This is a genomic window from Cryobacterium sp. Hb1 (assembly GCF_004403585.1).
Lineage (GTDB): Bacteria > Actinomycetota > Actinomycetes > Actinomycetales > Microbacteriaceae > Cryobacterium > Cryobacterium lyxosi.
This window is the reverse complement of sequence record NZ_SOHI01000007.1, coordinates 133,220-146,424: the sequence shown is the minus strand read 5'-3', so window position 1 is coordinate 146,424 and position 13,205 is coordinate 133,220. Positions and strand designations below refer to the sequence as shown.

General features: G+C 64.5%; 15 protein-coding genes. All 15 read left to right on the top strand.

Features of this window, described 5'->3' with window-relative positions:
• Nucleotides 1–140 precede the first annotated feature (140 nt).
• The 15 genes from E3T38_RS01795 (at nt 141) to E3T38_RS01725 (ending at nt 13,200) form a co-directional block, all read left to right on the top strand.
• The gene (locus E3T38_RS01795) at nt 141–965 is read left to right on the top strand and encodes a sigma-70 family RNA polymerase sigma factor (RefSeq protein ID WP_134545724.1); all 825 of its coding nucleotides are present in this window, start codon (nt 141–143) and stop codon (nt 963–965) included.
• 189 nt (nt 966–1,154) lie between these two features.
• Entirely contained in the window at nt 1,155–2,321 is a 1,167-nt protein-coding gene (locus E3T38_RS01790) for a flagellin (RefSeq protein ID WP_134545723.1), read from the top strand.
• Between the two features lie 163 nt (nt 2,322–2,484).
• Nucleotides 2,485–3,864: a flagellar filament capping protein FliD gene (gene fliD, locus E3T38_RS01785; RefSeq protein WP_134545722.1), complete on the top strand. Its 1,380-nt coding sequence runs from the start codon at nt 2,485–2,487 to the stop codon at nt 3,862–3,864.
• Between the two features lie 11 nt (nt 3,865–3,875).
• Complete coding sequence (fliS, locus tag E3T38_RS01780) at nt 3,876–4,304, top strand: flagellar export chaperone FliS (protein ID WP_166805380.1); 429 nt, start codon at nt 3,876–3,878, stop codon at nt 4,302–4,304.
• Nucleotides 4,297–4,656 carry a hypothetical protein gene (locus E3T38_RS01775; RefSeq protein WP_166805379.1) on the top strand — a complete coding sequence of 120 codons (360 nt, stop codon included), beginning with the start codon at nt 4,297–4,299 and terminating at the stop codon, nt 4,654–4,656. Before fliS ends, E3T38_RS01775 begins: the two co-directional genes overlap by 8 nt.
• A 157-nt stretch (nt 4,657–4,813) precedes the next feature.
• Nucleotides 4,814–5,155, top strand: a complete 342-nt coding sequence (locus tag E3T38_RS01770; RefSeq protein WP_134545719.1) for a flagellar basal body protein — start codon at nt 4,814–4,816, stop codon at nt 5,153–5,155.
• Nucleotides 5,152–5,541: a flagellar basal body rod protein FlgC gene (locus E3T38_RS01765; RefSeq protein WP_134545718.1), complete on the top strand. Its 390-nt coding sequence runs from the start codon at nt 5,152–5,154 to the stop codon at nt 5,539–5,541. The genes E3T38_RS01770 and E3T38_RS01765 overlap by 4 nt, the downstream gene beginning before the upstream one ends.
• Entirely contained in the window at nt 5,541–5,855 is a 315-nt protein-coding gene (fliE, locus tag E3T38_RS01760; protein WP_134545717.1) for a flagellar hook-basal body complex protein FliE, read from the top strand. The genes E3T38_RS01765 and fliE overlap by 1 nt, the downstream gene beginning before the upstream one ends.
• On the top strand, nt 5,855–7,471 hold the full coding sequence (gene fliF / locus E3T38_RS01755) for a flagellar basal-body MS-ring/collar protein FliF (RefSeq protein ID WP_134545716.1): 1,617 nt from the start codon (nt 5,855–5,857) through the stop codon (nt 7,469–7,471). Before fliE ends, fliF begins: the two co-directional genes overlap by 1 nt.
• Nucleotides 7,468–8,484 (top strand): flagellar motor switch protein FliG, encoded by a 1,017-nt coding sequence (fliG, locus tag E3T38_RS01750; protein WP_104195810.1) that lies wholly within the window; start codon nt 7,468–7,470, stop codon nt 8,482–8,484. The genes fliF and fliG overlap by 4 nt, the downstream gene beginning before the upstream one ends.
• Nucleotides 8,474–9,091 (top strand): FliH/SctL family protein, encoded by a 618-nt coding sequence (locus E3T38_RS01745; RefSeq protein ID WP_134545715.1) that lies wholly within the window; start codon nt 8,474–8,476, stop codon nt 9,089–9,091. The genes fliG and E3T38_RS01745 overlap by 11 nt, the downstream gene beginning before the upstream one ends.
• On the top strand, nt 9,088–10,425 hold the full coding sequence (locus tag E3T38_RS01740) for a FliI/YscN family ATPase (protein WP_134545714.1): 1,338 nt from the start codon (nt 9,088–9,090) through the stop codon (nt 10,423–10,425). Before E3T38_RS01745 ends, E3T38_RS01740 begins: the two co-directional genes overlap by 4 nt.
• Nucleotides 10,422–10,886, top strand: coding sequence for a flagellar export protein FliJ (locus E3T38_RS01735; RefSeq protein WP_134545713.1), 465 nt, complete (start codon nt 10,422–10,424; stop codon nt 10,884–10,886). Before E3T38_RS01740 ends, E3T38_RS01735 begins: the two co-directional genes overlap by 4 nt.
• On the top strand, nt 10,883–11,566 hold the full coding sequence (locus E3T38_RS01730; protein ID WP_134545712.1) for a C40 family peptidase: 684 nt from the start codon (nt 10,883–10,885) through the stop codon (nt 11,564–11,566). Before E3T38_RS01735 ends, E3T38_RS01730 begins: the two co-directional genes overlap by 4 nt.
• The gene (locus E3T38_RS01725; protein ID WP_166805378.1) at nt 11,563–13,200 is read left to right on the top strand and encodes a flagellar hook-length control protein FliK; all 1,638 of its coding nucleotides are present in this window, start codon (nt 11,563–11,565) and stop codon (nt 13,198–13,200) included. The genes E3T38_RS01730 and E3T38_RS01725 overlap by 4 nt, the downstream gene beginning before the upstream one ends.
• The last annotated feature ends 5 nt before the right edge of the window (nt 13,201–13,205 follow it).

Sequence of the window (13,205 nt, the reverse complement as noted above, 5' to 3'; positions counted from 1 at the left end):
CTATGCCATAAATGGGCATTGAATGGTCCCCATTTGCCCATAACTGGGGTACCTTTGACCCTGAGGCCGATGTGCCTCGCGTTGGGGTGATCAGGTCATCCCCCCACGCTGGAGACACGTGACATGTTTCGGGGGCCGCTGTGAATCGGAAAGACCGTAATGCGCTTGTCGTTGAGAACCTGCCGCTTGTCGGCTATCTCGTATCGGAGGTCTGGGCCAAGGCTCGTCACCTGTCCCGCGATGACCTCGCGTCGGCCGGCGCCCTGGCACTGATCACATCCGCGGACGCCTTCGATCCCGCTCTCGGAGTTCCCTTCGGTGCCTTCGCTCGCCGCCGCATTATCGGCGCTTTCGCCGACGACATGCGCTCGAGTGACTGGGCGACCCGCTCGGCTCGCCGTCGCATCAAAGAAACCCTTGCCGTGCAGGACACGCTCTCGGCAGCGCTGGGGCGCACCCCCCATGTGAACGAGATCGCTGACGCTCTTGGCGTCGACCGCGATACCGCAGCGGCGGGCTTGGCTGATGCGGCCCGCACCCTCTCAGCTCTCGACGACACAACCGCCGAGTTTCTCGTGGCTGATACGGCCATGCCAGAAGAATCACTGCTCTCCACCGAACGCCTGGTCTACCTGCGTGCAGCGGTCGGCGCCCTGCCCGACAAGATGCGTGCCATCGTCGAGCAGGTCTATTTCGATGATCGCTCGGTCAAGGACATCGCGGCTGAGCTCGGCACCACCCACTCTGCCGTGTCGCAAACGCGCGCCGAAGCGATTCGCCTGCTGCGCGACGGGCTGGTCACGCACTACTCCGACGAGACCGTGGCAGAGTTCAAGCCGGAGTCCCGCATCGCGCCGGCCCGCCGCAGCGCCTACCTGGCCCGCCTCGCTGGCCTGGCAAGCGTGGGAATGACCCGCACCGCGCAGGAACCCCAACGTCTCGACACCGCCCGCGCTGCATCCTGACTCTTTCCTATCGCTGCACGGCGGCGCCCGCGGTGGCGCCAATCAAGCACGCTCACCAGTGAGCACCACGCACGGTGCTGACAAAACAGTCCCTGCGGTTTTCTAACCCGCCTCCGAAACTGGCCGATAGCTCACAGTGCTGGCCCATGGATGGGCCGGTGTATTCGACCCAATCACGGAGGATTCATCATGGCCATGCAGGTAAACACAAACATTGCGGCGAACAACGCGTACCGCAACCTCGCAACAACACAGAACGACCTGTCCAAGTCCCTGGAAAAGCTTTCCAGCGGTCTTCGCATCAACCGTGCAGCGGATGACGCAGCCGGCCTCGCAATCTCGGAAGGCCTGAAGTCGCAGGTCGGTGGCCTCACCGTCGCCGCCCGCAACGCTCAGGACGCCGTCAGCGTCATCCAGACCGCTGAAGGTTCGCTCAACGAGGTGCAGTCCATTCTGCAGCGAGTTCGTGACCTCGCCGTTCAGGCCGGTAACGACTCGAACAACGCGGACTCACGCCAGGCGATCACTACCGAGGTAGATGCGCTCCGCGAGGAACTGGTTCGTATCAGCGATTCGACCAACTTCAACGGCACCAAGCTCCTCGCAGGTGGTGCTGACCTCAGCTTCCAGGTCGGCGCGAACGGCGACGCGAGTAGTCAGATCGCAGTCAAACTTAGTACTGCGAACGTCAACACTGTGGTCAACGCACTCAAGGGGTTGGACGCCGATGGAGTTGCGCTGGAAGGAGCAGTTCAGAACCTTGATGTTCAAGTTAAGTCAGCCACTGCAACGACAGTAAGTATCGCTCAGACCGGTGGAGAAACCAAGACGATCGATCTGCTGGCTACCGATTCTGACGCAAGTGTACTGAAGAAGCTGCAGGCCGGTGTGGGAAGCGAATTCACGGTGACCGCTGGTACAGCGGCGGGCAAGTACAACATCTTGTCGAACAACACGGCGCTGACTAATACGACAGACAACAAGATTGTGGTTTCCGGCACGGTCGCTGCCGATGTGACGGATTCCTCTTCCACGGGCGCCGTTGCGGATGTTGCCTTGGACTTCTCGACTGCAGACGGAGCCGCCGCTGCAATCGGCGTATTGGACAAGCAGCTGACAAGTGTCTCGAGCGCCCGTGCAGACCTCGGTGCTTCGCAGAACCGGTTCGAGAGCGTCATCAAGAACCTGGCCGTCTCCAAGGAGAACCTCACCGCTGCTGGTTCGCGTATTCGGGACACTGACATGGCCGAGGAAATGGTCAAGTACACCCGGGCGAACATCCTGTCGCAGGCCGGTACCGCCATGCTCGCGCAGGCGAACCAGAGCAACTCGGGCGTTCTGCAGCTTCTCCAGTAACACCCGCTCAATCGCACGACCAGATCGATCCTGATCTGAGCTTGGTGGTGGCCGAGGCGCGTTTTGGATACGCGCCTCGGCAGCCCCAGGCTTTTTTCACACAAGCACGGGCATCTGCTCTGTCAGAATGCACCAGAGCACTAAACCCAGAGAAGGTCACGCAATGTCTCTCGCAGTCGACGGCCTGATCAGCGGCCTGGACACCACCGCGCTCATCAACTCGCTGATGACCCTCGAGGCCGGCCCGCAGAATCAGCTGAAGGCCAGGGTTTCCAGCTCGAACACCCTGGTAACCGCGCTCCAGGGGTTGAACACCTCAATCGCCTCGCTCGCCATGCTCGCCAACAAGAGCGCCACCACCGACTCCCTCAATATCTACGCTGCCACGAGCAGCTCCGCGACGGTGACGACCTCCGCGTCGAGCAACGCCGCTACCGGCTCGCTCGACATTGTCGTCGACCAGCTCGCGCAGGCCCAGTCGGGCGTCACCGCCGCGATGACCGAAGCATCGACCGTCGACTACACCCTGGTCGCCAGCGACGGTACCGAAACAGCAATCACCGCCGCCAGTACCAAGCTCGACGACGTCGTCGCGGCCATCAATGCGGCTGAGGCCGGCATCACCGCCACGAAGATCGCCTCCGGCACCGACGCCGCGGGCGTGACGCAGTACCGCCTTCAGCTGGTTGCCGACGAGACCGGCCGGAGCGGCGCCTTCGCGCTGCATGCCGGAACCTCCGCCATGGTGGCCGATGGCACCTCGAGCAACATGCTCACGGCACCTGGCGCCGCGCTGATCCGCACCGCCCAAGACGCCTCAGTCACCCTGTGGAAGGGCACCGCCGCCGAGCAGGCGATGACGTCATCCACCAACACCTTCGCCGACCTGCTGCCGGGCGTTGCGGTCACGGTGTCGGCCGTGTCGGTGGACCCGGTCACGGTGAGGGTGAGTCGTGATGATGCGGCGGTCAGCTCGCTCGCCAAGGGTCTCGTCGATTCACTCAACGGTGTCTTCGCGCTCATCTCGACGAAGTCTGCCGTTGTGAACAGCACCGACAGCACCGGAAAAGCTATCGTCTCGGGCGGCGTGTTCAGCGGCGACAGCACCGTGCGCGATGTCAAGCAGCTCATTCTGAACGCGGCGTCGTCTCCGGTCGACGGCCGCTCACCGAGTGAAATCGGCATCAGCATCACCAAAACCGGCACCCTGCAATTCGATGCCGACAAGTTCGCCACGGCGATGAAGAACGACCCCGAGTTCGTCAAGCTGGTGCTCAGCGAGATCTCCAGTCGCGTCGCCACTGCTGCCACGAGTGCTTCCGACAAGTACGACGGCATGATCACGTCGAAGATCACCGGGCAGGAGTCTCTGGTGAAGAGCCTCGGCACCCAGATCGACAGCTGGGACCTTCGACTGGCATCTCGCCGGTCCACCCTGGAACGCACCTATGCTGCGATGGAAGTACAGCTCAGCAACATGAACGCTCAATCGGCCTGGCTCACCGCCCAGGTCAGCGCCCTGACCAGCTCCACCTCGAAATGATGACGATGACCATGAGTGCAGGATCCAATGCCCAGCGTTCGCGCTACAACCGCGACGCGGTGCTCTCAGCCACCCCGGTTCGGCTGCTCACGATGCTCTACGACCGTCTGCTGCTCGATTTGAACCGCGCCGAAGCGGCCCAGCAGCGTCAGGACTGGCAGACAGCGTCAGACAATCTGCTGCACGCCCAGGCAATCGTGTCGGAGCTGAGCACGTCGCTCATCGTCGAGGCGTGGGACGGCGGCGAGGGACTCTTCTCGCTCTATACCTATGTCTCCACCGCTATGGTCAGCGCGAACACCAGCCGCAACCCCGCCCGCACGCACGAGTGCATCGTGCTGCTCGAGCCGCTGCGGCAGACCTGGCACGAAGCGGCTGAGCTGCTGCCGGCCACGCCGGCGCCAGCCGCAGGCCGAAGCGGTGAGCTCGGCATTGGCTGAGACCGCCACAACGGATGCCGCGGCTCGCGTCGCATGGGCGGCCGCCCTTGACGCGCTTGAACTCTCGCTTGACGCAGCGGCGCGAACCATGGCGGCGCGAACCACGTCAGGGTCAACCAGCGCGGAGGGGGAACTCGCGGCGGCACTGACGACCTGGACACCACCGGTCGGCCTCGGCACCCTGCCTGCGGACTTCGCCGTTCGAGCCAGTGATTTGCTCACCAACCAGCAAAAACTCATCATCGAACTCGAACAAGCGCGAAGTCTCACACTCAAACACCTCACGGCCGTACGGTTGGTGCCTTCGGATCGCGACGCGCGGGCATCCGTGTATCTGGATGTTGCCGGTTGAACAACCGCCATCACCCGTAGCGCAACAATCCCAGAGAATGTTCTCCCGAACTGCTTACGGTTCTGTCGGGCTGACCGATAGCAAGTGGTGAGCACGGAGTGCTCACCATCAGGCCACGGATCGGCCGTCGTGTCTTTCGTCGACGAAGCGGGTACGCATGCTTGATTCCGTGACCTCTCTAGCGCTCACCAGCGCATTGGACGGGTTGGCCCTGCGCCAGCGCACGATCGCGAACAACATCGCGAATATCAATACGCCCAACTATCACGCCAAGGTCGTCTCCTTCGAGAACGCCCTGGCCCAGTCAGTCGCCGATGGCAGTGGCCTGGCGGCGGCCACAACCGAGCGCTCACTCGATCCGACCCTGCTGAACGGCAACAACGTCAACCTCGACACCGAGACCCTCGCCAACATCGATGCGTTGCTGCGCTACCAGTTCGCGGCTCGGGCAGTCGAGGGGCCGGCCACATCAATGCGCGCCGCGATGAAGACCGCCTGATGGTCGACGCCATCGGTATCGCCGGAAGCGGAATGACCCTGCACCGCAAATGGCTCGACGCCATCGCCGACAACCTCGCCAACGCCAATACCGCCACGGCAACCAACGACGCCGCCTTCCAGGAACGCTACATCGTGGCGCAGGAAGGAGCCGGCAACGTCGGAGCCAGCGTGAGTGCCGCATTTGGCGGCGCTGAGGGAACCCTCGTCTACGAGCCGGAGCATCCTTTGGCCGATGCCGACGGTTACGTGCGGTACCCCGAAATCGACCTGGCGAAGCAGATGGGCAACCTCATCATGGCCCAACGTGGCTACCAGGCCAACGCCGCCGTCGTCGACCGGGCCAAGACTGCTTACGAAGCCGCACTACAGATCGGACGTGGCTGATGCCGCTCAGCGCTATCAACGCAACCACCGCCGCAACGTCGCTCTCCGGCGTCATGGGCACTTCTGCCACGACCGCCACGCAGCGCACTGATGGCTCCGGCTTCGGCACCGCGCTCTCGGGCGCCGTCGACAACCTGCAGCAGCTGCAAGGAACGTCGAACGCCCTCGCCATTCAGGCCGTGACCGGTGACCTCAATGACATCCACACCGCCACGATTGCATCTACTCGCGCGCAGGTGACCATGGAACTCGTCGCCGCCGTGCGTAACAAAGGTGTCGACGCGTTCAACGAGATCATGAGGATGCAGGCCTGATGCCCCGGCAGGTCACCAGCGTGTTCAAGCGCTTCGGAAACGCCATTCGCGAGTTCACCATCGCCCAGCGCACAGTCGCCATCATTGGCGTCGCGGTACTCGTACTCGGCATCGCCGCGCTCAGCATGTGGGTGACCAAGCCGGCTTTCACGCCCCTGTTCTCCGGTCTCAGCGGCGAAGACGCCAATAGCATCGTCGAACAGCTGAGGGCTGACGGTGTGGAGTACGAACTGGCAAATGGCGGCGCCACCATTCTGGTGCCCGAAGCGAACGTCTACGACGAACGCATCAAGGCGGCTTCGGCCGGCCTGCCCACGTCGAGCACCGGGGGATATTCCCTGCTCGACACCATGGGTGTCACGTCGAGTGAATTTCAGCAGTCGGTAACGTATAAGCGTGCACTCGAGGGCGAGCTTGCCAAGACCATCGGTGCGCTCGATGGCGTTCAAATTGCTTCGGTACGGCTGGCGATCCCCGAAGACAGTGTGTTCGTGTCGGAGAAGAACGACCCGACGGCATCCGTTTTCGTTGAAACTGAAAACGGCGTTTCACTCTCCAACGACCAGGTGCAGGCGATAGTCCACCTGACGAGCGCCTCAATCGACGGCATGGGCGCAGCCGACGTAGCTGTCGTCGACTCGACCGGCGCCGTTCTCTCCGCCGTTGGAATCGGCGCCACGGGGGGAGCGGAGCAACAGGCCTCTGACTATGAATCTCGTGTCGGTAACGCCGTGCAGGCCATGCTCGACAAGGTCGTCGGTGCCGGCAACTCCACCGTCGTCGTTGCTGCCGACATGAGCTATGAATCGGCCGAACGGGTGGAAGAGTCGTTCACCGCCCCGATCGAGACTCCGGCCCTCAACGAATCCGTTGACACGGAAACCTATACGGGAACCGGGGGCAACGCCGCCGGTGTGCTCGGTGCAGAGGCGGCCGTCGCGGCCGATGGTGCCACCGACGGCACGTTCTCAAGCGAATCGACCACCCGCAATAACGCGGTCAATAAAGTGACCGAGAGCCGTACTATCCCGGCCGGGGCAATCACCCGGCAGACGGTCTCCGTGGCCGTCGACGCGGATGCCGCCGCCAATCTCAACGTGGTCGACATCACCTCCCTCGTCACCTCCGCAGCTGGAATCGACGCCATTCGCGGTGACGCTGTCACCGTGGAGGTCATGGCCTTTGACACCGCCGGTGCCGCAGCGGCAGCAGCGGCGCTCCAAGCAGCAGCGGATGCCGCGGCCGCCGAACGGTTCGCCGATATTCTGCGGGTGTCCGTGATCACCGCCGGCATTGTCATCACGCTCGTTGTCAGCCTGATTCTGTACGCGCGTCGATCACGGCGCCAGAGCCGGGAATCGGTCGAGATCGGTGACCTTGCCCAAGTGCAGGACTCGCTCGGTGAAGCGCCGAAACCGCTGTCGGTCACCGCGTCACCGGCAACCCTGTTCCTTGACCAGGGCAATGACACCCCGACCAAGATCCTCCCGACCGTGGCGTTCGTGCCCAGCGACACCGACATCCGTCGTGCAGAAATCGACGCGCTCGCCCAGAGCGACCCGCGCAGCACCGCGGAGTTCCTGCGCGGACTCATGGACGATCGGCAGCCAGCATGAGCGATGTACTCACGGTATTGAGCGGCACCCAGAAGGTCGCCGTCGTGCTCATGAACATGGACCGTCAGCGCGCGACCGAGGTCATGAAAGAGTTCAGCGATATCGAAGCCGAGGTCATCGCGGGCGAGATTGTTCAACTGCGCAACGTCGATCCGGCACTGGCCGAAGCCACGCTGAACGAGTTTCACGAAATTAGCCTCAAGGGCCGCCGTCTGTCCCGGGGCGGGCACGACTTCGCGATCGGCCTGCTCGAGGCTTCCTTCGGCGCTGAGCGCGCGGCCGGTGTCATGAATCGGGTCGCCACCTCAATGGCCGGCAAGGCTTTCGAGTTTCTAGACCCATCAGAGCCCGGCGACGTACTCACCCTGCTCGATGGCGAAATGCCCCAGACCGTCGCTCTCGTTCTGGCGCACTTGAGGCGCGATCAGGCATCGGCTGTTCTGGCCGGCATGGAAGCCAGTTTGCGCACCGACGTAGCGCAATGCATCGCCACGATGTCCAGTGCTACCCCCGAGGCCATCCGCATCGTCACAGACACACTCAAACTGCGCACCGGCAAGATCGTGGCGCGCGCCAGCGCAGAAGTCATCGGCGGTATCCAGCCGCTCGTTGACATCATCAATCGAGCGGATGCCGCTACCGAGCGGGCGCTTCTGGAAAGTCTCGAAGAACGCGACCCCGCCCTCGCCGAAGAGATTCGTTCACGCATGCTCACCTTCGCCGACATCGTCAAGCTCGAAAGCCGGGACGTGCAGCAGGTACTGCGCGGAATCGACACGAATGTGCTGGCCCTGGCGATGAAGGGCAGCACCGACGCCGTCATCGAGGTCATTCGGGCGAACCTCTCCGAGCGCAACCGCGATGTGCTCGACGACGAGACCAAGAGCCTCGGTCCGGTGCGCATGCGCCAGGTCGAAGACGCCCGCGCCGAAATCGTGCGCGCTATTCGCGATATGGAAGCGCAGGGAAATATCACGGTGCAGCGCGGTGCCGAGGACGAATATGTCAACTGACACCGGGTTCGGCCGTATAGCCTTTCCGCGTCTGCACGACGAAGAACAGAACCGTGCCGCCGAGCAGTCGCGCGCAGAAGGCCACGCCGCCGGCTATACCGAAGGGCTGCGTCTGGCCGCAGGGGATGTCGCGCGCCGCGCCGAAGAGATCAACGCCGAACACGCCGAAAATGAACGCTACGGTGAAACGCAGATCGACCACGCGGTGCGTTTGCTCGCCGCCGCCGCCCGCGCCCTCGACGAACGCAGCATCCCACTTATTCAGCAGGCGGAATCCACCCTCGTCAACACGTCGCTCGAACTGGCCGAAGCCATTCTGGGCTGCGAACTCAGCCATACCGAGCCGTCGGCTCGCCGGGCTTTGGAACGCGCTCTGTACCAGCCCGACCAACTCGATCGCAGCGAGGTCCACAGCATTCGCATGCACCCGGAGGACCTTGTCGTGCTGCACGCGCAGACGCGGGCGCTGGAGAGCATCCGCTTCGTCGCCGATTCCGAGCTCGAGCGCGGAGACGCCATTACGGAATTCAGTGACGGGTTTCTCGACGCACGCATCAGCACGGCGTTCGCCCGCGCGAAGGCCGCCCTTGCCGAGGCCGAAGCATGATCACAGCCTGGCGCCCACGCACCGCACAGCTCGCACAAGCGATCGAAGCCGGCCGCCCGGAGCGGGTCGGTATCGTGTCGTCCATCGTCGGGCTCGGCGTAGAGGTGCGTGGCCTGCGCTCGGCAATCGGCGACATTGTCACTCTCGACGCCCGTCCAGGCCACGGAGGAATCGATGCCGAGGTCGTCGCCACGACCCAGACCAGCATTCGGTGTATGCCTCTTGGCCGTATCACCGGGTTGCAGGCGGGGGCCCGGGTGCGATCAGCCGGTTCGTCCCTGCTCGTGCCTACCGGTCGCGGCCTGTTCGGGCGCGTCATCGACGGTCTCGGCCGCCCGATCGACGGCAAGGGGCCGCTCGATTCCGACGGTGCCGTCTTGCTCGAACATGACAGCCCGTCGGCCATGCACCGGGCACGCATCATGACCCCGCTGCACCTGGGCGTGCGCGTTCTCGACACGCTCACGACGGTCGGGCGTGGCCAGCGCCTCGGATTGTTCGCCGGTTCCGGCGTGGGAAAGTCCTCGCTGCTGTCGATGATCGCCCGCGGAACGGATGCTCAGGTATCGGTCATCGCGCTGGTGGGGGAGCGCGGGCGTGAGGTTCGGGAGTTTCTCGAAGACGATCTGGGCCCGGAAGGCCTGGCCCGTTCCATCGTCGTGGTCTCCACCTCGGACGAACCCGCAATGATGCGGTTGCGCGCCGCGTTCACCGCGACCCGCATCGCCGAATCGTTTCGCGATCAGGGCGCCGACGTCATGCTCATGATGGACTCGCTCACCCGCGTCGCCATGGCCCAGCGCGAAATCGGCCTCTCAGTTGGCGAACCGCCGGCTACCCGTGGCTATCCGCCGTCGACGTTCTCGGTGCTGGCCCGACTCCTCGAACGCGCCGGAACCGGTGAAACCGGCTCGATCACTGGAATTTACACCGTGCTCGTCGACGGTGATGACCACAACGAACCGATCGCGGATGCGGCGCGGTCTATTCTCGACGGTCACGTCGTGCTCGACCGTAAGCTTGCCGTCACCGGCCATTTTCCGTCGGTCGATGTGCTCGCCTCCATTTCTCGCGTGGCCTCGCGGGTGAACAGTCCGGAACGAAACGCGATCGCGACGGCCCTGCGCACGGTGATGGCGGCCCGTCAGGGCGCGCAGGACCTGCTCGACGTCGGAGCATATCGGGCCGGCACCAATCCGCTGGTCGATGCGGCCGTTGAGAATGACTCGGCCATCAAAGCTTTTCTACAGCAGCGGATGAACGACCAGACTCCCAGCGAGCAGGCCTGGGCCCAGCTCACCCGACTGACCCGTGCGTTCGGGGCTGTCGCATGAGCCGCCTCTTTCCTCTTGCCGGACTGCTGCGGTTGCGCAAGCTGCAGCAGGACCAGGCTGCCCTCGACCTGGCCGAAGCGAACGCCCGGGTGGCGGCGATCGAGGCCCGCCATGGGCGCGCCCGCACCGCGCTCGGCGCCCTCGGCAATTCCCCGCAGACCATCGCTGCTCTCAACGCCATGGCCGCGGCGCGGTCGTCGTCGCGCAGCATGCTTGCCGAGCTTGAAGCCGTTGGCCGCAACCACCAAGAGAGCCTGGATTCGTCCCAGAAAACGTTCAACGCGGCCAGGGCCGAGTCGGTCGCGCTCGAAAAACTGCACGAGCGGCACGCTGCCGCCCTGCTGGCGCAAGACCTGCACGCGGAGCAGACCGTGCTCGACGAAATTGCCGGGGCACGCTGGCATCGCTCACATACCGGCACGAGCGATACCGCCACAAGGAACGAGGAGGAGACACCATGACGATGATCGCGGCCATGGGGCGGATCAGCCAGATCCAGGCCACTCTGCAGCAGCTCTCCGGTGTGCCTGCAGACCGGGTAACGACAACGGCTACAGCGCTAACGGCCACAGCGGCGACGACCGCTGCGGCGTCCGCCTCGGCTGGGAGCTTTGCCGCGACTCTCGCGGCGGCACTCGGCACCGCCGGCACGACCGCAACCAACGCGACCGGATCGGGCATGGGCGCAACCGGCACCGACGTGGTCGCCTCCGCGGAGAAATACCTTGGGGTGCCCTACGTGTTCGGTGGTGAAGATTCCAGCGGAATGGACTGCTCCGGACTCGTGCAGACCGTCTATGCCGATATCGGAATAGAACTGCCGCGACTCGTGTCGGGGCAGATGAAGATGGGAACCGAGGTCGCTTCCCTCGCCGAAGCCCAGCCTGGCGACCTCATCGTCACTGGCGGTGGCGATCACATTCTTATCTACGCCGGCGATAACAAGGTCATTCATGCGCCGTATCCGGGCCGTACCGTTTGCCTGCGCGAGGCATATATGACGGATGCCGACATCACCACCATCCGCCGGATCATTCCGACCGACACCGCTGTCACGGGCGCCGGCTCTGCCGACAGGCTCAACGCCGCTTTTGCCGCTTTCGCCCAGCAGAACTCAACAGTTACGGGAAGCGCACTATGAGTCTCACTCTCGGTCACTCTCGCCCAGCCGCAGCGCCGCCCGCGCCCGCCGCCCCACGCGAGACGAAGTCGGTTTCGCCGGGCGCCGACTCCTTCGGGGCGATCATGGATGACGCCCTTGCGGGGCGCCCTGGCGCTTCATCGGCGCCGGTGTCGCCGGTGTCGCCGGTGTCGCCGGAGCCTACGGAGCCTACGGAGCCTACGGAGTCTACGGAGCCTACGGAGGATCAGGCTGCGGTTTCCACAGCCGGTTCGACGTCGACCGCAGCGCACTCCGATTCCGTCGCAGCGGATGCCACCATTGCGGTGGTCCCCGTGTCGTTCCCCGTGTCGTTCCCGGCGGCTTTTGCGTGGGACAACACGGCCGCAGTGGTCGCCGACGGCACTGGCCATCCGGTAACCTCCGCTTCAGGTGCTAACTGGAACGCACTCGATGCGGCGGTACCTCTCACGGCGGCCGTTGCGGCAGTGGCCGCAACGGCAGGAACGTACGGTGTCACGGCGGGTTCAGCGGCCTCGATTGCTTCGGCCGCCGTAGCAACGATCCCCGCACTTCGTACCCCCGACCCTGCAGCAAGAACTATCGCTGTTGTGCTACCCGCCGGCGATGCGGGCGCAGCAGACCCGACCGCCACGACGTTCGCCTCCGTCGTCGTCGCAGCTCCGACCGCTGCGGCTCAAGCGGCGGCGGCCTCGAGCAGCGCCACCGTCCCGGCAGCAGCCGCGGCTGATGCCCTACCCACGGCGTTCGCCACGGCTGAAGTCACGGCTGATGTCACAGCGTCTGTGACAGCGTCGACGACTCCGCCGCCCGCCTCAGCAATCTCCGGAGTGGTAACTGCGTCACGTGTCCCGGCAACTGCGGTAAACGTCCCGGTAACTGCGGTAGACGTCCCGGCAACTGCGGCAGGTGGCCCGGCATTGGTTGATGGGGTGCAGGCCGGTGCGGTGGAGGCCGGTGCGGTGAGAAACACTGCCACGCTGAACACCGCGGTGACCATCGCGGGGGCGTCTGGCTTCGCGGTGCCCGACTCCGTACGGCTGACCGGGCGAGGCGCCGACGCCGTTGCGGACACCGACACCGACGCCGTCGCGCACTCGGCATCATCGGCGCCCGCGGCATCCGCCCTGCCCACTGCTGGGCCCATCGGGTTGCCGGCCGTGGTGTCGACCCCCACAACTGCTGTGGTGGCCGCGCCCGCTTCGGTCAACGCCATGCCGCTCACCGCCCAGATCATGAAGCCACTGTTCTCGCTCGCCACCGCGGCTCCCGGCGAGCACGTGCTGACCATCAGCGTGTCCCCCGACAATCTGGGACCGGTCACCGTGCGGGCGCATGTTACGGGGGAGGGTATTCGAGTGGAGCTGTTCGCTCCTACAGACCTGGCCCGGGACGCCCTGCGCGTGATTTTGCCCGACCTACGTCGTGACCTCGCCGGTTCCGGGCTGAGCGCCCAGCTCAACCTGTCGTCCGACAGCCAGGCCGGCGATCCGAGCGCCACCCGTCAGCCGCGCTCCGAGGCTGACGCACGCAATAGCGACGCTCGTAGCCCAGATGGCCGAGCACCGGATACTCCGCGCGAGCAACGACCACCTCAATTCGGATCTACCCACACCATTGACGTACTGGCTTAGAAGGA

Coding starts and splice junctions, on each gene's coding strand:
- E3T38_RS01790 (WP_134545723.1), top strand. CDS start 1,155: ATGGCCATGCAGGTAAACACAAACATTGCGGCGAACAACGCGTACCGC.
- fliD (WP_134545722.1), top strand. CDS start 2,485: ATGTCTCTCGCAGTCGACGGCCTGATCAGCGGCCTGGACACCACCGCG.
- fliS (WP_166805380.1), top strand. CDS start 3,876: ATGAGTGCAGGATCCAATGCCCAGCGTTCGCGCTACAACCGCGACGCG.
- E3T38_RS01770 (WP_134545719.1), top strand. CDS start 4,814: ATGCTTGATTCCGTGACCTCTCTAGCGCTCACCAGCGCATTGGACGGG.
- fliE (WP_134545717.1), top strand. CDS start 5,541: ATGCCGCTCAGCGCTATCAACGCAACCACCGCCGCAACGTCGCTCTCC.
- fliF (WP_134545716.1), top strand. CDS start 5,855: ATGCCCCGGCAGGTCACCAGCGTGTTCAAGCGCTTCGGAAACGCCATT.
- fliG (WP_104195810.1), top strand. CDS start 7,468: ATGAGCGATGTACTCACGGTATTGAGCGGCACCCAGAAGGTCGCCGTC.
- E3T38_RS01745 (WP_134545715.1), top strand. CDS start 8,474: ATGTCAACTGACACCGGGTTCGGCCGTATAGCCTTTCCGCGTCTGCAC.
- E3T38_RS01740 (WP_134545714.1), top strand. CDS start 9,088: ATGATCACAGCCTGGCGCCCACGCACCGCACAGCTCGCACAAGCGATC.
- E3T38_RS01735 (WP_134545713.1), top strand. CDS start 10,422: ATGAGCCGCCTCTTTCCTCTTGCCGGACTGCTGCGGTTGCGCAAGCTG.
- E3T38_RS01730 (WP_134545712.1), top strand. CDS start 10,883: ATGACGATGATCGCGGCCATGGGGCGGATCAGCCAGATCCAGGCCACT.
- E3T38_RS01725 (WP_166805378.1), top strand. CDS start 11,563: ATGAGTCTCACTCTCGGTCACTCTCGCCCAGCCGCAGCGCCGCCCGCG.